Genomic DNA, 18,667 nt, shown 5'->3' with positions numbered 1-18,667 from the left:
GTTCAACTATTCTCCTTGTTCTCCCGTGAAGGCGGGACCCCAGTCTGGGTCCCCGCCTTCGCGGGGAAACGGGGTAACTGCGGGCTAGCGCTTCCTCACACGACCACTACCCCGGCGAAGGCCGGGGCCCACTAGGCGGACGTTGCTGACGAAGGGTGGCGCATCGTTATTGCCACCTTTCCCATGGGTCCCCCCGGCCTTCGCCGAGGTGGAGGCCGAATGTGGCGCCCCACGACGTCCAAGCTCACCCCGAATTAACCGGCCTCCTGTAGCGACCAAGCCATGCTCCGCGTTCTCACCCTCTCCACCCTGTTCCCCGACAGCACCCGGCCGACCTTCGGTGGTTTCGTCGAACGTCAGACGCTTGGCCTTGCCGCGCACCCGGGGGTCGACCTGAAGGTCGTCGCGCCGATCGGCCGCCCGCCCGGCCTTCTCCGCCGCCTCCGCCATCACGCTACGCTCGAAACCGTGCCGCGCCGCGACAGCTGGAAAGGTCTCGACGTCCACCGTCCCCGGTTCTCCGCGATCCCGTTCACGCAAGGCCGCTTTCACGCCGCCGCACTCGAACGCGCGCTGGTGCCCGTGCTCGACGCGATCCGCGCCGACTTCGCCTTCGACGTGATTGATACGTCGTTCTTCTTTCCCGACGGCCCCGCCGCAGTGGCGCTCGGCAAGCGCTACGGCGTCCCGGTCTCGATCAAGGCGCGCGGCTCCGACATCCATCAATGGGGCGAGGCGCCCGCGACCGCCCCGCAGATCCGCAAGGCGGGGCAGGGCGCGGCCGGCCTGCTCGCGGTCAGTGCGGCGATGAAGGCGGACATGGTCACGCTCGGCATGCCGGCGGACCGGATATTGGTTCATTACACCGGCGTCGACCAGGACCGGTTCCACCCCGTCGACCGCGTGGCGGCAAAGGCAAGGATCGGTGTCGACGGCCCGCTGGTGATCGCGATCGGCGGACTCCTGCCGCGCAAGGGGCACGACGTCGTCATCGAAGCGGTGGCGACACTACCGGGAGTCACGCTGCTGATCGCCGGCCACGGCCCCGCCCGGCCTGCACTCGAGGCGTTGATCGAGCGACTCGGCGTCGGCGACCGTGTCCGCCTGCTCGGCAGCCTGCCGCACGGCGACCTCCCGGCGTTCATCGCTGCCGCTGACGTCAGCGCGCTGGCATCCGAATTGGAGGGCCTCGCCAATGCCTGGGTCGAGTCGCTCGCGTGCGGGACGCCGATCGTCATCACCAATGCCGGCGGCGCGCACGAAGTAGTGACGTCGCCCGATGCCGGCCGCGTGACGATCGGCGATCCGTTAGCCTTTGCCGCGGCGATCGGTGACCTGCTGGCGGACCCGTCGCCGGCCGCCCGGACCCGCGCGACCGCAGCCGGATTTACATGGGAAAGAAACACCGCTGCGCTCTACGCGCATTTGGCGGCCCTGGTCGCGGATCACCCTTCGAGAGGGTAGAGCGCCGCCACGATCCAGCGACCCTCGCCGCGCAATACGGCCCAGGCCCGAGCGGCGGCACGGCTATCCATCGCCTCGATCCCGAACCCCCGCGCTTCGACTGCACGCTTGAACGCAAGCGGCGGCTGGCGAAGCGCCGAGCCCGTACCCAGCAGCAGGAACTCCGGCGGCGGATCGAGCGCCAGCAACGCCGCGACGTCCGCCTCGGCCAGCGCGTCGAACGCTGGCGGCGCCCAGCCATCCGCCCGTTCGGGACTGATCGACAACGCGGTATAATAACCGTCGTCGACCTTGAACCCGCCGCGACCGATCGCCGAGATCATCGGCCCATCGGTCTTCTCGCGGTCCATCCGCATGGGTTAGCGCTCGACCTTCGGGCCAACCCGCTCGGCACCGTCCTGCACGCCGCCCTTGCGCGGTGCAGGATCGGCGCGCAGCCCCAGCGTGATGAGCAGCGACGACGACACGTAGATCGACGAATATGTGCCCACAATGATACCCAGGATCATCGCGGCGGTGAACCCGCGCAGCACGTGGCCGCCCAGGATCAGCATCGCGATCAGCGCCAGCAGGATCGTCACCGACGTCATCACGGTCCGGGGCAGCGTCTCGTTCACCGACAGGTCGATGATCTCGCGCATATCCATCTTGCGATAGCGGCGCATGTTCTCGCGGATACGATCGTCGATCACGATCTTGTCGTTGATCGAGTACGAAATGATCGTCAGCACCGCCGCGACGATGTTCAGGTCGAACTCGAACTGCGTGAGTGCGAAGAAGCCGAGCGTCATCAACAGATCATGGACGATCGCCACCACCGTCGAGACGCCGAACTGCCACTCGAACCGCACCACCGCGAACAACGCGATGCCGAGGATCGCGAGGCCGACGGCCAGCAGCCCCTTGCTGATCAGTTCCTCCGAAACCTTGCCCGAAATCGTGTCGTACTTCGAGAAGGTCGCGCCGGGGAACTTCACGGCCAGATCGTCCGACACCTTCTTGACGAGGCGGTTGGTCGCACCTTCGTCGCCGGCGGGGACGGGCAGGCGGATCGACAGCGTCTTGGGATCGCTGAACGACTGGATCGAAGCCTCGCCGACACCGAGCCGGTCGACTTCGGTGCGGACCGCGTCGATCGACGGTGGGGTCGCGAACTTTTCCTCGATCAGGACGCCGCCGACGAAGTCGACGCCCATGTTGAGGCCCTTCGTCACGACGAGGCCGATCGCCAGCAACGACAGCAGCAGGGTCAGCCCGAACGCCCATTTACGGAGCGAGACGAACTTCAGGTTGGTGTTGTCGGGTACGAGTTTCAGCAGGCGCATAATAATCTCCCGCCTCAAATATTGATCGTGGTGGGGCGGTTCTTCCGCAGCCACAGCGCGACCATCATCCGCGTGAACGTGACGGCGGTGAACACCGACGTGCAGATCCCGATCAGCAGCACGACCGCAAAGCCCTTCACCGGACCCGAGCCGAGCAGCAGCATGATCACGCCGGTGATGGCATGCGTCACGTTCGCCTCGAAGATCGTCCGCGATGCTTCCTTGTAGCCGAGTTCGACCGACTGGATCACGCTACGCCCGCGCCGTCGCTCTTCGCGAATACGCTCGTTGATCAGCACGTTGGCATCCACCGCCGTACCGATCGTCAGCACGAACCCGGCGATCCCGGGCAAAGTCAGCGTCGCGTTCAGCATCGCCATGACCGCGACGATGACCAGGATGTTGATGACCACGGCCAGGTTCGCATAGAATCCGAACCGGCCATAGGTGACCAGCATGAACACGATCACGGCAATCGCCGCGATCACGCTCGCCAGCACGCCGGCACGGATCGAATCCTTGCCGAGATCCGGGCTGACGGTGCTTTCCGCGATCGTCTTCAGATTGACCGGCAGCTTGCCCGACCGCAGCGTGATCGCCAGCGCGTTCGCCGATTCCACGGTGAAGTTACCCGAGATCGACGCGCGACCACCCAGGATCGGCTCGTTGATATTCGGCGCGGAGATCACCTGATTGTCGAGGATGATCGCAAACGGCTTGCCCGTATTGTCGGTCGTCACCTTGGCGAAGCGACGCCCGCCAACCGCGTTGAATGTGATCGCCACCTGTGGCGCGTTGGTCTGCTGCTCGAACTCCTGGCGTGCATCGGCGAGCTGGTCGCCTGAGATGATCACCGACCGCTTGACCGCGATGAACGAACCGCCGCGAGGATTGCCGGGGTAGGGAAGGATCTGGCTACCGATCGGCGCGATACCCTTGGCCAGATCGGCGGGGTTCGCGGTTTCGTCGACCAGCTTGAATTCGAGCTTGGCGGTCTTGCCGAGCAGGTCCTTCAGCGCCTGCGGGTTCTTAAGCCCCGGCACCTGAACGACGATCCGGGTCGCGCCCTGGCGAACGATGGTCGGCTCCTTGGTGCCGAGCTCGTCGATGCGGCGGCGAACGACTTCGGTCGCGTCCTTCATCGCTGTGTCGACCGCCTGGGTCAGGCCCGCTTCGGTCGGCTTGAGCACGAACCGGCTCGTGTCGACGACGTTGATGTCCCATTCGCGCTGGCCGCTCATCCCGGCGCCACCGCCGGTGATCGCCAGCAGGCGCTCGCGCGCCGCATCGACCTGGCTCGGATCACGCAGCAGGAAGCTCAGCTGGCCGCCCCGCGTCGAAATGTCGCCGATCTCGATCCGGGGCGTGCCGTTGCGCATCGTCCCCGCGACGCTGTCGCGCATCGCCTCGATCCGCGTCGCGGCAAGGTCGGCGGTATCGGCCTCGAGCAGCAGGTAACTGCCGCCGGCGAGATCGAGCCCGAGGTTGATGTGCGGATGCGGGATCCGCCCCCATTGGCTCGTGGTGCTCTCGGGGAGGAAACTCGGGATCGCCAGCAGGCACAAAGCCGCCAGCAACCCGATGATCGACCCGACCTTCCAGCGCGGAAAATCCAACATCAGTCGTTTGCCGGCTTCGTGTTCGGGCTGGTGATGTCGGTCAGCGTCGACTTGACGACGCGAACGCGGACAGTCGGCGCGATCTCGACCTCGACGACGTTATCCTCGACCTTGGTCACCTTGCCCAGGATGCCGCCCGAGGTGACGACGCTGTCGTTCTTCTTCACCGCGGCGACCGACGCCTGCAGCGCCTTCATCCGCTTTTGCTGCGGGCGGATCATCAGGAAATAGAACACGACGAACACGAGAAACAGCGGCGCGAGGCTCAGGAACGAGGCGATTCCGCCCCCGGCCGTGGTGGCGCCGTCTGCGGCCTGGGCATAAGCTGGTGAGATGAACATGGAGTTCCGTATCTGGCTGGGCCGTAGCGGCTGAAGGATAGGTCGGGCTGGACGTCACGCGTCGCGCCCGCATTGGCCAGCCCGCTATCATCGCTTGGGACGTCGCGCAACAGATCGCCACAGGATGAGACGTGTTGTGTCAGCGACCGGACGTCCGGCCCGGCATTGCCCGTCTTCGCACTTGCATCCCGCGCGCACCCCGCGTAGTGCGCCCCCCTCGGGTCGCCTTGCGGCCCGTTCGGTCGGAGCGTAGCGCAGCCTGGTAGCGCACCACACTGGGGGTGTGGGGGTCGCAGGTTCGAATCCTGTCGCTCCGACCATTTTACCGAACCGCGATCGTTTGACGGGCATCGACCCCGGCGATCCGCGTTCGACATTTCCAGCCATCCGCAAAAGCTCGACGAGCGTCGCCCCGTTGGTGACCCTTCCGCCATGTTCGATGCTGCACCCGACCAGCCCTCCAGGTTCGAATCTTGTCTTTTGCGGATAAGCTTCGGGTTTCCGCCGAAACTTGTGGTCGGACGGCCCTGCGATATGGTTAGGGGAAGCGGCTGTATCGACCGATGCGCGGTTACGACCCCGCGGTCGCCAACAGTCAGCGAGTCGACCGGTCGGTGCCGGGTAGGGGGGGACGTGATTTCTCAGTGCGGGCGACGGCTCCGGCGGCTGATGCCGGTTTCGATTCTGCTGTTAGCGTTGGGCGGATGCACGGCCTTGTCGCATGGCTTCCTGAACGCGCAGGGTCCGGTCGCCGGGCACGAGCGCCACTTGTTCATCACGGTGTCGATCGTGCTGCTGTTCGTTGCTGGGCCCGTATTGCTGCTGACCCCGCTGTTCGCCTGGCATTACCGGCTGTCGAACCGGGATGATGCCTACCGGCCGAAGTGGAACTTCAACTGGTGGGTGGAGGGGCTGATCTGGATCCCACCAGCCGGCATCGTCATCGGGCTCGCCGTGCTGCTCTGGCAATGGACGCAGATCGACGATCCCTATCGCCGGTTGCCGGGCGCCGCGCTGATCGAGGTGCAGGCGATCGCGCTCGATTGGAAATGGGTGTTCGTCTATCCCGGACAGGGGCGCGACCAGGCGATCGCGGCGGTCGACCGGCTTACCATCCCCGCCGGGCGCCCGGTCCACATCAGCCTGACCAGCGGCACGGTGATGCAGTCGATGCTGATCCCGCAGCTCGCCGGCCAGATCTACGCGATGGCCGGCATGACCACCGAACTCAACATCGCGGCGCACCGGCCGGGCCGGTTCACCGGCGAGAACACGCAATATAACGGCGCCGGCTTCCAGCATCAGAAGTTCGCCGTCGTCGCCGTTACTCCGGCCGACTATGATCGCTGGGTCGCCAGCACGCGCCGCGGCCAGCGTACGCTCGATCCGCAGGCGTGGCGCCGTCTCAGCGCCCGATCGATCATCAAGCAACCCGTCGAGTTCGCCCACGTGACGCCGAACCTGTTCGAGCACGTTATCGCCGCAAACGGCGGCATGCCCCATTCTCCACCGCCCCGTTCCTTGCCGAAAGCCGATCGATGACCGTCTCCGTTCCTCTCTGGCCCGCCGTGCTCGGCCGGTTCGGCTGGCAGGACCTGCCGTTCGTGCGCGCGTGGGAGAACCCGACGATCAGCGAGATCATCGGCGCGTTCGCGGGCGGGCTTGTGGTGATCGGCGCGGTCGTCGTCGCGGCGCTGCTGACGCGCTACGGCAAGTGGCGGTATCTGTGGACCGAGTGGCTGACGAGCCTCGATCACAAGAAGATCGGCATCATGTATATCGTCGTCGCGTTCGTGATGCTGTCGCGTGCGCTGGTCGAGGCGGTGCTGATGCGGATGCAGCAGGCGGTCGCGATCGAGAATCCCGGCTTCCTGTCGCCCGATCATTTCGGCCAGCTGTTCTCGACGCACGGCTCGATCATGATCTTCTTCATGGCGATGCCGTTCCTGACCGGCATGATCAACTATGTCCTGCCGCTGCAGATCGGCGCGCGCGACATGGCGTTTCCCTGGGCCAATTCGATCGCGCTCTGGCTGACGATCGGCGCCGCCGGACTGATGATGACGAGCCTCGTCGTCGGCGAGTTCTCGACCGGCGGATGGAGCGGCTACCCGCCCTATACCGAGCGCGCGTTCAGCCCCGGCGTTGGCGTTGACTACTGGATCTGGGCGGTAACGTTGGGGTCGATCGGCTCGACGATGGCGGGGATCAACATCGCCTGCACCGTCTACAAGCTGCGCGCGCCGGGGATGTGGTTCATGCGGATGCAGATGTTCTCCTGGACCAGCCTGTGCACGTCGATCCTGATGATCTTCGCGATGCCGCCGCTGACCGTCGCCACGCTGCTGCTCGCGCTCGACCGCTATCTCGGGTTTCATTTCTTCACCAACGACCTTGGTGGCAACATGATGAACTACGCCAACCTGTTCTGGCTGTTCGGTCATCCCGAGGTCTACATCCTGATCCTGCCCGCGTTCGGCGTGTATTCGGAGGTCGTGTCGACCTTCTCGACCAAGGATCTGTACGGCTACACCTCGCTGGTGATCGCGACGATGGCGATCGCGGTGCTGAGCTTCACCGTGTGGGTCCATCATTTCTTCACGATGGGGCAGTCGGCCAACGTCAACGCGGTGTTCGGGATCGCGACGATGACGATCGGCGTGCCGACCGGCGTCAAGATCTACGACTGGATCTGGACGATGTTTCGCGGCGAGGTGCGGTTCACCGTACCGATGCTTTACGCGATCGCGTTCATGATGACGTTCGTGCTGGGCGGCTTCACCGGCATCATCCTGGCGATGCCGCCGCTCGATTACCTAGTCCACAACACGTTGTTCCTAGTTGCGCATTTCCACAACATGCTGATCCCGGGCCTGCTCTACGGGATGCTGGCCGGCTATCATTACTGGTTCCCCAAGGCGTTCGGGTTCCGCCTTGACGAGCGCTGGGGGCGGATCGCGTTCACCTGCTGGGTGGTCGGCTTCTACCTCGCCTTCTTCCCGCTCTACGTGCTCGGCGCGAGCGGAATGGCGCGGCGGACTCAGGCGATCTTCGAACCGTCGTTCCGGCCCTGGCTCTACGTCGCCTGCGTCGGCGCGTTCATCCTGCTGGCGGCACTGACGTCGCTCGGCATCCAGTTGTGGGTAAGCATCCGCGACCGCGCCACGACCCGCGTCGAGGCGGGCGACCCGTGGGATGGCCGCGGGCTAGAATGGTCGGTCAGCGCACCACCGCCGGAATATAATTTCGCGGTCCTGCCGCTGATCGACGGGCGCAACCCGTTCTACGATCACAAGCATGACGAAGGGCAACCCGATCCCTACGCCTCGCCGCCGACATACGAGGACATCGTCGTTCCCCGTGGCAGCGCGACCAGCGTCGCGATCGGGCTCGCCGCTGCGGTCGCCGCGTTCGGTATCGTCTGGGAGATCTGGGGGCTGGCGATCGTCGCGCTCCAGGTGATCGTCGCGGCGGTCGTGTTGCGCAGCTTCGGCCGCAATCGGCACCGAACCATCCCCGCCGCCGAGGTCGCGCGCGAGCATGAGGGCTGGCTCGCCCGCGTCCGCACAACGTCCGCAATCCCGCGCCAACTGGAGACTGCCGCCGTCAACCGCGGTTTGGCGGAGATCGTGACGTGAGCGAACCCGAACTGGCGCATGCCGGCCTCAACCTCGGCGACACCGGCGAACTGACCAAGGACCAGGCCGAGAACGCGATCTTCGGCTTCTGGATGTTCCTGATGAGCGACGCGGTGATCTTCGCGCTGCTCTTCGCCACCTATGGCACGATGATTGCGAGCACCGTCGGCGGCCCGACCCCGGCGTCCGAGTTCAAGCTGATGCCGGCCTTCGTCGAGACGTTGCTGCTGCTGACGAGCAGCGCCACTTTCGGCCGCGCGACGCTTGCGATGAAATATGAAGAGTCCCGCCGCGTGCTGTTCGGCTGGCTCGCCGCGACGCTCGGCCTCGGCCTCGTCTTCCTCGCGCTCGAAGCAAACGACTTCGCGACGATGTTCGCACACGGCGCCTATCCGATGCGCAGCGGCTTCCTGTCATCGTTCTTCGCGCTCGTCGGCCTGCACGGTCTCCACGTCGCGGTCGCCTGTTTCTGGCTGGTCGTGATGGTCGGCCAGATCTGCGCGTACGGCCTCGATGCGCGCGTGCGGATCAACCTGCTGCGGCTGGGACTGTTCTGGCACCTGCTCGACATCGTCTGGATCGCGATCTTCACGGTCGTCTATCTGCAAGGGAACATCGGATGAGCGACCGGACCCGCGAACTGCGTACCTATGCGGTCGGATACGCGCTGTCGTTGGCCCTGACGATCGCCGCGTTCGCCGCCGTGCGCTGGCCGTCGATCGGCGCAAGGGCGACGTTCGGCGCGATATTGACGCTCGGCCTGATCCAGATGGCGGTGCAGTTCCGCTGCTTCCTCCACATCAGCTTCAAGCGATCGTCGCGCCACGATCTGCAGCTGATCCTTTTCTCGACGCTCATCATCGCCTTGATGGTGTCGGGGACGCTGGTGATCCTGTTCAACCTGCGTGGCCGGATGATGGGGTGATCCGCCGCGCGAGCGTCAGCGCTCAGGATGCTGCACCGCCTCGACGATAAGATCGCCCGACTCCGGCATCCGCGCTTCCAGAATTCGAAGCTTCGGCGACCCAGCCCGGTGCGGATATCGGCCAGAACCTTCCCCCCGGCGGACCGAGCGAAAGACGCGTCGGCGACGTCAGTCGGTGCGGCCGAGCAGCGCGGCCAGCGTCGTCGGTCGGTAGTCGCGGGCATCCACGCCGACATCGAACTGGCGCAGCACCGGCTTCAGTCGCCCGTGGCTATGGCCGTGTAAATTGATCGATCGGCGATGCTGGCCGTTCCAGCTCCTGAACGGGTAATGGCACAGTACCAGCATGATCCCGTCCTGCGTCAGCTCGACATAGTCCTGCACGCTCGTCCATCCGGCGGCGGCGGCTGTGGCGGGAGGATCGTTGTTGCCGCGGACGAGATGCTTGGTTCCGTTGAGGCGCGACAGCAGGCCAGGCACGTCCGCGGGCCGGCGCGCGACGTCGCCGAGATGCCAGACCTCGTCCTGCGGCCCCACCACCGCGTTCCAGCCGGCGACGATGGCCGCATCCATCTCGGCGACCGACGCGAACGGCCGACCATGGATGTTGATCGTCCGGTGATCGCCGAAATGCGTGTCGGCGGTGAAGAACATCATCGTGCGATCCGGTTCAGAGCATCTCGAGCGGCCGCGGTCCGGCTGGCCGCGGGAATGCCGCATCGAGCGCCGCGAGATCGTCGGACGACAAATCGAGATCGGCGGCTGCGCGGTTCTCCTGGACGTGCGCGACACTACCCGCTTTCGGGATTGCGATCACGTCCTTGCGTCGCAGCACCCAGGCGAGCGCGACCTGCGCCGGCGTGGCCCCGATCGTCCCGGCGATCCGGCCCAGTGCTGGATCGGCGAGAAGCCGGCCCTGCTCGACCGGGCTGTACGCCATGCAGGGAATATCGTGCCGTTCAAGCCAGGGCAGCAGGTCGTGTTCGGGGCCACGCCGGGTGAGATTGTAGAGGATCTGGTCGGTCGCACATTCCCGTCCACCGACCGCGAGCAGTTCCTCCATGTCGTCGTGATCGAGGTTGCTGACGCCCCAATGACGGATCTTGCCGGCGTTGCGCAGCGCCTCCATCGCCTCGACGGTCTCGGCCAGCGGCACCGATCCGCGCCAGTGGAGAAGATAAAGGTCCAGCCGATCGGTCTTCAGCCGGTCCAGGCTCGCCTCGCACGCTGCGGCCAGGCGCTTGCGCGAAGCATTTTGCGGATATGCCTTGCTGACAAGGAACAGCTGATCGCGGACGCCGCCAAGGGCATCGCCGACCAGCATCTCGGACGCGCCGTCGCCGTACATCTCGGCAGTATCGATCAGCGTCATGCCGAGGTCGACGCCCGTCCGCAACGCGGCGATCTCCGCCTCGCGACGATCGCGCCGTTCGCCCATCATCCAGGTCCCTTGTCCCAGGCCCGGCACCGTCTCGCCACCCGGCAGAATCACAGTCTTCATCATCGCTCTCGCAGGGTTCGCCCCTGCCGCCATCGATACAGGCGGCAGGGGCACGCTCGGGACAAAAAGGGGGTCGGGGGCATGCCCCGGTTCAGAGGAGCCCCTCGCGGGACATCGCCTTCTGCACGGCGGGGCGCGTCATCATGAGTTCGCGGAACGCCACCAGCTTGGCCGGTGCATCGATGTGCAGTTTAGCGACCCACAGCAGCATCACGAACAGGTAACAATCCGCAGCGCTGACACCGCCACCGAACAGATAGTCGCCGCGCATGGTATCCGACAGATACGTCATGCGCTTGACGATGACCGCGCCAGCCTTCGCCTTTTCCTCGTCGCTTCCGCCGGCGAAGAAGGGTTTGAAGCTCTTGTGGATCTCGGTCGAAATGAATGCGAGCGCTTCCAGCAGATGCGTATTCCCCATCGTTCCGGCGGGTCGCAGCGCGGAATCCTGGCGCGCGATCCAGTCGAGGATGGCGATGTTCTCGCTTAGGGTCTCACCGGTATCCAGCGTCAGCGCGGGCACATATCCCTTCGGGTTGATTGCCATGTAATCGTTGCCGCTCTCGGTGCGCTTGGTTTTCAGATCGACCTTTTCGTGCTCGAACGAAAGACGCGCCTCATGCAGCGCGATGTGGTCGGCCAGGCTGCAGGCGCCGGGCGAATAATAGAACTTCATTCATAATCTCCCGTGTCGAGATCGCTGAACGCGCAAGGGTGCCGATCGGCTGCGTATCGCCGCCGGTTTGCACGGCCGCTTCGTATTCCCATCTTGGCACGATGAACGACAATCTCATCCGCCTCGGTCTTCTCGACGAGGACGACATCATCCTCGACGAGGCCGCGCTCTCGCTGGCCTTGCTCGATCATCCGGCGATCGACCCGATCCCGTACCGCGACGTGATCGAAGCGATGGCGATCCGTCTCGAGGCGGTCGACGGCGGCGCGACGAGCGCCGAGGCTCGGGCGGACGCGCTTGCCCGCGTGATCGGCGAGGAATTCGGATTCGTCGGTGACCGCGAGACCTATGACGATCCCGCCAATGCCGATCTCATCCGCGTGATCGATCGCCGGCGCGGCCTGCCGGTCAGCCTTTCGATCCTCTATGTCGGCGTCGCGCGCCGGCTCGGCTGGCAGGCCGACGCGCTCGACGTGCCAGGCCATGTCCTGGTCCTGGTCGGCGCGGAGGCGGTCCCGGTCATCGTCGATCCGTTCCGTGGTGGCATCCGGGTCGGCCGCGACCAGCTGGCGGCATTGCTGATGGCCGCCAATCCGGGTCCCGCGGCTGCGGTCAGCCATGTCGCCGCCATGCCGAACCGCGCGATCCTCGTCCGGCTGCTGCTCAATCAGGCGACGCGGGCGGAGGCGGCCGGCAAGGGGCGACGCGCGCTGGACCTCTATACGCGCATGACCTCGATGGCGCCGGGCTATGGCCATGGCTGGTGGGAACGCGCTCGTCTCGAGCTGGTCGATGGCGACGTCCAGGCCGCGCGCGCGAGCCTGAGCGCGATGCTGGAGATCACCCGCGATCCCGAGCTCCGGGGGCGGGTGTCGGCAACGCTGGCTTCGCTGGCGACCGGATGACCGGGCGTCCGTTGCTGCGCGATCGCCGGCTCAACGCCGGCCGCGTGTGTGCAAAGCCGTTCCACACGTTCCGGCCCGGGTCGTGCGCCAAAACCTCACGGTGTGCTTTGTGATGGAGGATTCGGACCCAACTGTACCTTCGATCGTTGCGGTCCCGATTGTGTTCGTTGCGAACGCATACCAGGAGCACGGACTATGAATACGACGACACTGAAGGGCCACGGCCAGGACGCAGCCGGCAACGTACAGGAAGCGGTCGGCAATCTGACCGGTGACACGTCGTTGCAGAGCGAAGGTCTCGCGAACCAGCTCACCGGAAGCGCCAAGCAGGTCGCGGGTGCTGCAAAGGACGTTATCGCAAACCCCGGCCCGGCAATCGAGAAGGCCAAGGGTTTCGCCCAGGCCCGCCCGTATGCGACCGCCGCGCTGGTTGGGGTCGTTGGACTGGCAATCCTGAACACGCTTCGCGGCAAGTAATCGCCGGTATGACAGGCCGCTCCAGACGGAACGGCCTGTCGCTTACCGTCATCGTATTGGACAGTCGACCGCAGGCGAAATCGCTACGACCGCGATGCAATAAATTTGCGCCATTTCGGGACTCGAGATTGGTTGCAATCCGCATTTGAGCGCGTAGTCTTGGGGCAAGCGGCAGGTTGAGCATTCCCAAGACGCCTCCCTGCCGCGGTATCCCTCATCTGGCCACGCGACTCGCGCTGGTATCGTCCGTGGGCACCGCTTCTCAGATTTCGGCCAGCCCGGGCTTTGCAGGGTCGACCTCGTCGACCGCTGCGCTCGCTTCATAGCGAACGGTCCATTGCGGATATCCCTCCGGCGTCATCACGATGTCCGGCAGCCCGATCGGATCGCTGCCGGTCTCGACCCAGCCGGCGCCATGGCACCGGTCGCACCCGACACGTTTGCAGCGAAAACTGACGAGATCGATCTCGGCATTCCACTGGCCTCTGCCCTTGCAGACCGGGCACATGGCATCCAGGCTGCCGTTGCGATGCTGGATCGGCACGAGGTCGAAGGCGTGGGGGCTGTCCGGACCCGTGCAGTAAATGATGTTGCTGGCATGTGGCATGCGATCACCCGCTCTGACCGCAGGTACACGATATGCGCCCTGCAACGAAACTGGCCCGCCCGTATGGCACCGCGCGGCATTCCGATAGTTGTTTCCTCGAGCCATGCCGGCTGAAGGATTAGGTCCATGAAATTGATCGCGAAATTCGATACGCGGCGCGAAGCCGAAATGACGGTCGAGCGGCTGGTACAGCAATTCGACATCGATCGCGCGAAGGTCCTGGTAACGGCGGACGGCGACGCGAATACCGCCGGTGTCGAGGAAGCCGGCTCCGACAACGCGGCGGGCGAACCCAGCCCCGAGGCACGCGACGACGCTGAACTCAACGGCAAGGTCGTCGTCACCGTCGAGGTCGCCGACGATGCCGCGGCGAGCGAAGTCCGCGCCGCGTTCGACGAGTTCGATGCGTCGGAGGAAAGCGTCAAATGACGAGCCCGGACACCGCCACCCACGCTCGCCAGCGCGAGATCGCAACCGAGCATCTGCTGTTCAAGCTCATGGAATATATCGAGAGCCGGCACAGCGGGTTGCTGGACTTCATGGAAGGCAGCCTGGATCACCTCGGAGATCCCGCGACCGACGATACGAAAGACGATCACGCCGTCCGACAGATCGCCCAGCGCATGATCGACGGCGCGCGCAAACAGGGCGTCGACTAAACCCGCTTCGCCCGCCGTCTCACGAACCGGACCTCGCGACCATCCATCGATATCGGCGCGTGCCGCATCTGTGGATGGTCGCCAGGTCGGGTTTGCAGCGTCAGACGGTTTCGCTCACCGTCGCTGCCTGACCCACCGCGATCGCGCTGAGGTTCACGATCCCGCGCGCGGTCACGCTCGGCACCAGCATCTGCAGCGGTTTGGCGAGCCCCAGCAGCATCGGCCCCAATGGCAGCGACTCGGTCGACGCCGACAGCAACGATACCGCGATGTTCGCCGCATCGATGTTCGGCATCACCAGCAGGTTCGCCGACCCGGTCAGCGGGCTGTCCCCGACCAGCCGCCGCCGCAACGCCTCCGACAGCGCCGCATCGCCGTGCATCTCGCCGTCGAACTCGAACTCGGGCGCCGCATCCTTCAGCAACGCATGCCCGGCGCGCATCTTCTGTGCCGATGGCGACCGCGACGCACCGAAGCTCGAATGCGACAGCAACGCCACTTTCGGCTCGATCGCGAACGCGCGCACCGCTTCGGCCGCGAGCAAGGTCATCTCGGCAATCTGCTCGGCGGTCGGGTCGATCGTGACGTGCGTGTCGCACACGAACAGGCTGCCCGTTCGCAGGATCACCGCCGACAGCGCGTACAGCCGCGACACGCCAGGCATCCGCGGCAGCAGCGGCATGATGTACGTCATCTGCGTCCACCAGTCGCCGACGCCACCACACAGCGCCGCATCGACGCGCCCCTCGCGCAGCAGCATCGCCGCCGCCACGCTCGGCCGCGTGCGCAGCGCACGCTCGGCGCTGTCGGGCGGGGTGCCGCGACGGCCGACCAGCGCGTTGTACCCGGCAAGCAAGGGATCGAACACCTCGCGGTCGGTACCCGGATCGAGCACCTCGACATCGGTGCCGATCGCCATGCGCAGGCCGCTCGCCTCGATCTTCTGGCCGATCACGTCGCGCCGCCCGATCAGCACCGGCCGCCCGATACCCTCGTCGATCACCGTCTGCACCGCGCGCAGCGTCCGGTCGTCCTCGCCCTCGCCGTACGCGATCGTCCGCCCCGCCTGCTTGGCGCGCGCGAAGATCGGCCGCATCAGCTGGCCCGAGCGATACACGAACACTTCGAGATCACGGATATACGCGTCGAAATCCTCGATCGGCCGCGTCGCTACGCCGGAATCCATCGCCGCCTTCGCCACTGCGGGGGCAACGTGCAGGATCAGCCGTGGATCGAACGGCTTGGGAATGATGTAGTTCGGCCCGAATACCGGAGTCGCGCCGCCATACGCGGTCACCACCACGTCCGATGCGGTCGCCCGCGCGAGTGCGGCGATCGCATCGACCGCCGCGACCTTCATCGCCTCGTTGATCTCGGTCGCGCCGACGTCCAGCGCGCCGCGGAAGATGAACGGGAAGCACAGCACGTTGTTGACCTGGTTCGGGAAATCCGAACGCCCGGTCGCGATGATCGCATCGGGCCGGGTCGCGTGCACCAGTGCCGGCTGGATCTCCGGCTCCGGGTTGGCCAGCGCCAGGATCAGCGGGTCGGGCGCGAGCAGGTGCAGCCATTCCTGCTTCAGCACGCGCGGCGCCGACAGGCCGACGAAGATGTCCGCCCCCTCCAACGCATCGGGCAGCGTCCGCGCATTGGTCTCGCGGGCATAACGCGCCATGTTCGGCGGCATCACGTCGCCGCGATCCTTGTGCACGACGCCGGCGATGTCGGTCAGCGTCACGTTCTCGGGATTGAGACCCATCGACACCAGCAGGTCGACCGTCGCCAGCGCCGCCGCGCCTGCGCCCGACGTCACCAGCTTCATCTGGTCGAGCCGCTTGCCGCGCAGTTCGAGCACGTTGCGGACCGCGGCGGCACACACGATCGCAGTGCCGTGCTGGTCGTCGTGGAACACCGGGATGTTCATCAGTTCGCGCAGCTTCGTCTCGATCTCGAAGCATTCCGGCGCCTTGATGTCCTCGAGATTGATCCCGCCGAACGTCGGCTCGAGCACGCGCACGGCTTCGATGAACGCCTGCGGGTCGCGCTGGTCGATCTCGATGTCGAAACAGTCGATCCCGGCGAATTTCTTGAAGAGCACCGCCTTGCCCTCCATCACCGGCTTCGACGCGAGCGCGCCGATCGCGCCAAGCCCGAGCACCGCAGTGCCGTTGGTGATGACCGCGACGAGGTTGCCGCGCGCGGTATAGTCGCGCGCCTTGTCCGGATCGAGCGCGATTTCCTCGCACGCAGCCGCGACGCCGGGCGAATAGGCGAGCGCGAGATCGCGCTGCGTCGCCATCCGCTTTGTCGCCTCTACCGAGAGCTTACCCGGCTTGGGATAGCGGTGATAATCGAGCGCGGCTTTGCGGAAATCGTCTTCCATGGTCTTCCTAACCTGTCGGCCGCGGCGGCGACCGGGTGGACCGCGCGGGCAGGGCCCGCAGCGAATGTTCAAGGCAGCGCATAGCCTTAGGGGGACCGATCCGCCAACCCCGCGCGGACGTAGCGTCGGTTTGAGGGAGGGGGGCAACTGTCGGCCCACGACCCATCAGTGCCACCACCCATCAGGCCACGACCCATCAGTGCCACCACTCAAAGTGCCACCACCCCGGCGAAGGCCGGGGCCCAGTTGGAACGTCGAAGGTAATGAAGCGCCGCCCTTCATTAGCACCGTTCCCCCCCTGGACCCCCCGGCCTCCGCCGGGGCGGTGCGATGTCGGCGAATGCGTCGTGCTTCAATCCTGCTTGTTCTGCTGCGAACCTTCTTGCTCTCCCGCGAAGGCGGGAGCCCAGGAACCACAAGCGTTACCCTCCGTAACCCTGGACCCCCGCCTTCGCGGGGGAACAGATTTGGGAGCGGCCCCACAAATTCCTGTCCTACAGCGAACCAATATGGTTCGCTCCCGCCAGCAAACCGGGGAGCCAGCCATGACAATCGACCACCTAATCGACGCCGTCATCGACCGCGAAGGCGGCTACATCAACCACCCCGCAGACCGAGGCGGCCCCACCCGCTACGGCATCACGCAAGGCGTAGCCCGCACCAACGGCTACACCGGAGACATGCGAACCTTCCCCCGCGACGAGGCGGAAAGCATCTACCGCCGCCTCTACTGGACCCGCCCCGCCTTCGACCAGATCGCGCCGCGCGCTCCGAAAATCGCCGAAGAACTCTTCGACACCGGCGTCAACATGGGCCCCGCGGTCGCCGCCACCTTCCTCCAGCGCGCGCTGAACGCGCTCAACCGGGGCGCGACCGACTATCCCGACATGATCCTCGACGGCCGCATCGGCCCGGCGACGCTGACCGCCCTCGATGCCTTCCTCGCCCGCCGAAAACCCGGCGGTGAAACCGTGCTCCTGAAAGCGATCGAGGCGCTCCAGGGCGAACGCTACGTCGCGCTCGCCGAGACCCGCCCCGCCAACGAAGCCTTCCTCTACGGCTGGCTCGCCAACCGCACCTGACGCCCGCGAGCGAACCGCTCCCAGCGTCCATACTTCCTATACTTCACGTTTGCCGGAGGCAGCCAATGACCCCGCAACCCCTTGATCCAGCGCCAGATCCCTGGATCACCCGCGCCCGCCCGACTTTCCTCTACGTAATGTACACATTGCTGCTCGGCGCAATCCCGGCAGGGCTGATCGCCGCCGTCCGCCCGCAAACGGCGCAAGCGATTGCGGCCGGCATGTCGGCCTATCTCAATGCGATCCCCGAACCCCTCTACGCGCTCTTCGGCACAGGCTATCTCGGCTACACGGTGGCGCGAGAATGGGGGAAAGGGCGATAACCACCGAGCGTCCTTCGTCATTCCCGCGGAGGCGGGAACCCATACTGGTTGACTTCAGTGATGAACGGGTGAGGTCCGAGGGTCCGGATCCCCGCCTGCGCGGGGATGACGGATGATGGAAAGGGGGGTGGAGGCGGCAGGGCGTTGCACCCCCAAAACCAAACCCTACATCGCCACCATGAGCAACGACCCCCACGCCATGCCGACTTGGCACGGCACCACGATCCTCTCGGTCCGCCGCGGCGGCAAGGTCGTCGTGATCGGCGACGGCCAGGTCTCGATGGGCCAGACCGTCATGAAACCCAACGCGCGCAAGGTGCGTCGTTTGGGTGACGGCAGCGTCATCGGCGGTTTCGCCGGCGCGACCGCGGACGCCTTCACGCTGTTCGAACGCCTCGAACGCAAGCTCGAAGCGCACCAGGGCCAGCTGCTGCGCGCTGCGGTAGAGCTCGCCAAGGACTGGCGCACCGACAAGTTCCTCCGCAATCTCGAAGCGATGATGATCGTCGCTGACAAGGACGTCACGCTGATCCTCACCGGCAACGGCGACGTGCTGGAACCCGAAAACGGCGTCGCGGCGATCGGCTCCGGCGGCAACTACGCCTTGGCCGCCGCCCGCGCGCTGGTCGAATACGAGAACGACGCCGAGATCCTGTGCCGCAAGGCAATGGCGATCGCCGCCGAGCTCTGCGTCTACACCAACGACCGCCTCACGGTGGAAACGATGGACTCGACCACGTAA

General features: G+C 65.7%; 20 protein-coding genes, 1 tRNA gene and 1 pseudogene. 13 read left to right on the top strand and 9 right to left on the bottom strand.

Translation table 11 applies throughout. The features are described from left to right. The first annotated feature begins 282 nt into the window (after positions 1–282). Positions 283–1,464 carry a glycosyltransferase gene (locus tag SJY41_RS13175; RefSeq protein WP_380782383.1) on the top strand — a complete coding sequence of 394 codons (1,182 nt, stop codon included), beginning with the start codon at positions 283–285 and terminating at the stop codon, positions 1,462–1,464. Here SJY41_RS13175 and SJY41_RS13170 read toward each other — a convergent pair. From SJY41_RS13170 to yajC, 4 genes are read right to left on the bottom strand one after another with little or no spacing between them, the layout of a single operon-like run. Beyond that, a complete protein-coding gene (locus SJY41_RS13170; protein ID WP_380782381.1) occupies positions 1,446–1,820 on the bottom strand; it encodes an Mth938-like domain-containing protein in 375 nt (124 codons plus the stop codon). The two genes, SJY41_RS13175 and SJY41_RS13170, sit on opposite strands and share 19 nt — an antisense overlap. Before the next feature lie 3 nt (positions 1,821–1,823). Beyond that, entirely contained in the window at positions 1,824–2,789 is a 966-nt protein-coding gene (gene secF / locus SJY41_RS13165; protein WP_380782379.1) for a protein translocase subunit SecF, read from the bottom strand. A gap of 14 nt (positions 2,790–2,803) precedes the next feature. After that, a complete protein-coding gene (gene secD, locus SJY41_RS13160; RefSeq protein ID WP_380782377.1) occupies positions 2,804–4,408 on the bottom strand; it encodes a protein translocase subunit SecD in 1,605 nt (534 codons plus the stop codon). Further along, positions 4,408–4,749, bottom strand: a complete 342-nt coding sequence (yajC, locus tag SJY41_RS13155; protein WP_380782375.1) for a preprotein translocase subunit YajC — start codon at positions 4,747–4,749, stop codon at positions 4,408–4,410. Before yajC ends, secD begins: the two co-directional genes overlap by 1 nt. A 243-nt stretch (positions 4,750–4,992) precedes the next feature. Here yajC and SJY41_RS13150 point away from each other — a divergent pair. The 5 genes from SJY41_RS13150 (at position 4,993) to SJY41_RS13130 (ending at position 9,312) form a co-directional block, all read left to right on the top strand. After that, positions 4,993–5,069 (top strand) — tRNA-Pro (locus SJY41_RS13150). Positions 5,070–5,418: 349 nt separating this feature from the next. After that, positions 5,419–6,291: a cytochrome ubiquinol oxidase subunit II gene (locus SJY41_RS13145; RefSeq protein WP_380782373.1), complete on the top strand. Its 873-nt coding sequence runs from the start codon at positions 5,419–5,421 to the stop codon at positions 6,289–6,291. Then, a complete protein-coding gene (locus SJY41_RS13140) occupies positions 6,288–8,387 on the top strand; it encodes a cbb3-type cytochrome c oxidase subunit I (RefSeq protein WP_380782371.1) in 2,100 nt (699 codons plus the stop codon). The genes SJY41_RS13145 and SJY41_RS13140 overlap by 4 nt, the downstream gene beginning before the upstream one ends. Then, complete coding sequence (locus SJY41_RS13135) at positions 8,384–9,010, top strand: cytochrome c oxidase subunit 3 (RefSeq protein ID WP_380782369.1); 627 nt, start codon at positions 8,384–8,386, stop codon at positions 9,008–9,010. Before SJY41_RS13140 ends, SJY41_RS13135 begins: the two co-directional genes overlap by 4 nt. Then, positions 9,007–9,312, top strand: coding sequence for a cytochrome o ubiquinol/quinol oxidase subunit IV (locus tag SJY41_RS13130; protein WP_380782367.1), 306 nt, complete (start codon positions 9,007–9,009; stop codon positions 9,310–9,312). The genes SJY41_RS13135 and SJY41_RS13130 overlap by 4 nt, the downstream gene beginning before the upstream one ends. 168 nt (positions 9,313–9,480) lie before the next feature. Here SJY41_RS13130 and SJY41_RS13125 read toward each other — a convergent pair whose 3' ends face one another. The 3 genes from SJY41_RS13125 to SJY41_RS13115 all read right to left on the bottom strand — a co-directional run bounded on the left by SJY41_RS13125 (position 9,481) and on the right by SJY41_RS13115 (position 11,489). After that, on the bottom strand, positions 9,481–9,969 hold the full coding sequence (locus tag SJY41_RS13125; RefSeq protein WP_380782365.1) for a metallophosphoesterase: 489 nt from the start codon (positions 9,967–9,969) through the stop codon (positions 9,481–9,483). 13 nt (positions 9,970–9,982) lie between these two features. Beyond that, the gene (locus SJY41_RS13120) at positions 9,983–10,813 is read right to left on the bottom strand and encodes an aldo/keto reductase (RefSeq protein WP_380782363.1); all 831 of its coding nucleotides are present in this window, start codon (positions 10,811–10,813) and stop codon (positions 9,983–9,985) included. 91 nt (positions 10,814–10,904) lie between these two features. Further along, positions 10,905–11,489: a glutathione S-transferase N-terminal domain-containing protein gene (locus SJY41_RS13115; protein WP_380782361.1), complete on the bottom strand. Its 585-nt coding sequence runs from the start codon at positions 11,487–11,489 to the stop codon at positions 10,905–10,907. A 101-nt stretch (positions 11,490–11,590) separates the two neighbouring features. Here SJY41_RS13115 and SJY41_RS13110 point away from each other — a divergent pair, with 101 nt between their 5' ends. Together SJY41_RS13110 and SJY41_RS13105 are read left to right on the top strand one after the other, a co-directional pair. Continuing rightward, positions 11,591–12,394 carry a SirB1 family protein gene (locus tag SJY41_RS13110; RefSeq protein ID WP_380782359.1) on the top strand — a complete coding sequence of 268 codons (804 nt, stop codon included), beginning with the start codon at positions 11,591–11,593 and terminating at the stop codon, positions 12,392–12,394. A 195-nt stretch (positions 12,395–12,589) separates the two neighbouring features. Beyond that, complete coding sequence (locus SJY41_RS13105) at positions 12,590–12,871, top strand: CsbD family protein (protein ID WP_380782357.1); 282 nt, start codon at positions 12,590–12,592, stop codon at positions 12,869–12,871. A gap of 262 nt (positions 12,872–13,133) precedes the next feature. Here SJY41_RS13105 and SJY41_RS13100 read toward each other — a convergent pair whose 3' ends face one another. Beyond that, the gene (locus SJY41_RS13100; RefSeq protein WP_380782355.1) at positions 13,134–13,478 is read right to left on the bottom strand and encodes a hypothetical protein; all 345 of its coding nucleotides are present in this window, start codon (positions 13,476–13,478) and stop codon (positions 13,134–13,136) included. A gap of 126 nt (positions 13,479–13,604) precedes the next feature. Between SJY41_RS13100 and SJY41_RS13095 the strand changes: the two genes are divergently transcribed. Next, positions 13,605–13,907: a hypothetical protein gene (locus SJY41_RS13095; RefSeq protein ID WP_380782353.1), complete on the top strand. Its 303-nt coding sequence runs from the start codon at positions 13,605–13,607 to the stop codon at positions 13,905–13,907. Beyond that, a complete protein-coding gene (locus SJY41_RS13090; RefSeq protein ID WP_380782351.1) occupies positions 13,904–14,137 on the top strand; it encodes a hypothetical protein in 234 nt (77 codons plus the stop codon). Before SJY41_RS13095 ends, SJY41_RS13090 begins: the two co-directional genes overlap by 4 nt. Before the next feature lie 100 nt (positions 14,138–14,237). Here the strand turns inward: SJY41_RS13090 and SJY41_RS13085 are convergent, their stop codons facing one another. Then, complete coding sequence (locus SJY41_RS13085) at positions 14,238–16,520, bottom strand: NADP-dependent malic enzyme (protein ID WP_380782349.1); 2,283 nt, start codon at positions 16,518–16,520, stop codon at positions 14,238–14,240. A gap of 545 nt (positions 16,521–17,065) precedes the next feature. On the opposite strand from SJY41_RS13085, the gene SJY41_RS13080 reads away from it, so the two are divergent. The 3 genes and pseudogenes from SJY41_RS13080 (at position 17,066) to hslV (ending at position 18,667) form a co-directional block, all read left to right on the top strand. Further along, positions 17,066–17,602: a glycoside hydrolase family 108 protein gene (locus SJY41_RS13080; protein ID WP_380782348.1), complete on the top strand. Its 537-nt coding sequence runs from the start codon at positions 17,066–17,068 to the stop codon at positions 17,600–17,602. Between the two features lie 95 nt (positions 17,603–17,697). Beyond that, positions 17,698–17,925, top strand: a pseudogene (locus tag SJY41_RS13075) (3TM-type holin); the annotation flags it as partial. A 199-nt stretch (positions 17,926–18,124) separates the two neighbouring features. Continuing rightward, complete coding sequence (hslV, locus tag SJY41_RS13070) at positions 18,125–18,667, top strand: ATP-dependent protease subunit HslV (RefSeq protein WP_380782346.1); 543 nt, start codon at positions 18,125–18,127, stop codon at positions 18,665–18,667.

The sequence above is a fragment of the Sphingomonas sp. R86520 genome, assembly GCF_042466285.1.
Taxonomy (GTDB): Bacteria; Pseudomonadota; Alphaproteobacteria; order Sphingomonadales; family Sphingomonadaceae; genus Sphingomonas.
The sequence above is the reverse complement of the archived record's forward strand: the minus strand, read 5'-3'. Positions and strand labels throughout refer to the sequence as shown.

Bases quoted from the DNA above. Each gene is read 5' to 3' on its own strand.
- SJY41_RS13140 (WP_380782371.1), top strand. From the start codon at position 6,288: ATGACCGTCTCCGTTCCTCTCTGGCCCGCCGTGCTCGGCCGGTTCGGC.
- SJY41_RS13080 (WP_380782348.1), top strand. From the start codon at position 17,066: ATGACAATCGACCACCTAATCGACGCCGTCATCGACCGCGAAGGCGGC.
- SJY41_RS13115 (WP_380782361.1), bottom strand. From the start codon at position 11,489: ATGAAGTTCTATTATTCGCCCGGCGCCTGCAGCCTGGCCGACCACATC.
- yajC (WP_380782375.1), bottom strand. From the start codon at position 4,749: ATGTTCATCTCACCAGCTTATGCCCAGGCCGCAGACGGCGCCACCACG.
- SJY41_RS13085 (WP_380782349.1), bottom strand. From the start codon at position 16,520: ATGGAAGACGATTTCCGCAAAGCCGCGCTCGATTATCACCGCTATCCC.
- SJY41_RS13125 (WP_380782365.1), bottom strand. From the start codon at position 9,969: ATGATGTTCTTCACCGCCGACACGCATTTCGGCGATCACCGGACGATC.
- SJY41_RS13090 (WP_380782351.1), top strand. From the start codon at position 13,904: ATGACGAGCCCGGACACCGCCACCCACGCTCGCCAGCGCGAGATCGCA.
- SJY41_RS13170 (WP_380782381.1), bottom strand. From the start codon at position 1,820: ATGCGGATGGACCGCGAGAAGACCGATGGGCCGATGATCTCGGCGATC.
- SJY41_RS13120 (WP_380782363.1), bottom strand. From the start codon at position 10,813: ATGAAGACTGTGATTCTGCCGGGTGGCGAGACGGTGCCGGGCCTGGGA.
- SJY41_RS13175 (WP_380782383.1), top strand. From the start codon at position 283: ATGCTCCGCGTTCTCACCCTCTCCACCCTGTTCCCCGACAGCACCCGG.
- SJY41_RS13145 (WP_380782373.1), top strand. From the start codon at position 5,419: ATGCCGGTTTCGATTCTGCTGTTAGCGTTGGGCGGATGCACGGCCTTG.
- secF (WP_380782379.1), bottom strand. From the start codon at position 2,789: ATGCGCCTGCTGAAACTCGTACCCGACAACACCAACCTGAAGTTCGTC.
- SJY41_RS13095 (WP_380782353.1), top strand. From the start codon at position 13,605: ATGAAATTGATCGCGAAATTCGATACGCGGCGCGAAGCCGAAATGACG.
- secD (WP_380782377.1), bottom strand. From the start codon at position 4,408: ATGTTGGATTTTCCGCGCTGGAAGGTCGGGTCGATCATCGGGTTGCTG.
- SJY41_RS13110 (WP_380782359.1), top strand. From the start codon at position 11,591: ATGAACGACAATCTCATCCGCCTCGGTCTTCTCGACGAGGACGACATC.
- hslV (WP_380782346.1), top strand. From the start codon at position 18,125: ATGCCGACTTGGCACGGCACCACGATCCTCTCGGTCCGCCGCGGCGGC.
- SJY41_RS13130 (WP_380782367.1), top strand. From the start codon at position 9,007: ATGAGCGACCGGACCCGCGAACTGCGTACCTATGCGGTCGGATACGCG.
- SJY41_RS13105 (WP_380782357.1), top strand. From the start codon at position 12,590: ATGAATACGACGACACTGAAGGGCCACGGCCAGGACGCAGCCGGCAAC.
- SJY41_RS13100 (WP_380782355.1), bottom strand. From the start codon at position 13,478: ATGCCACATGCCAGCAACATCATTTACTGCACGGGTCCGGACAGCCCC.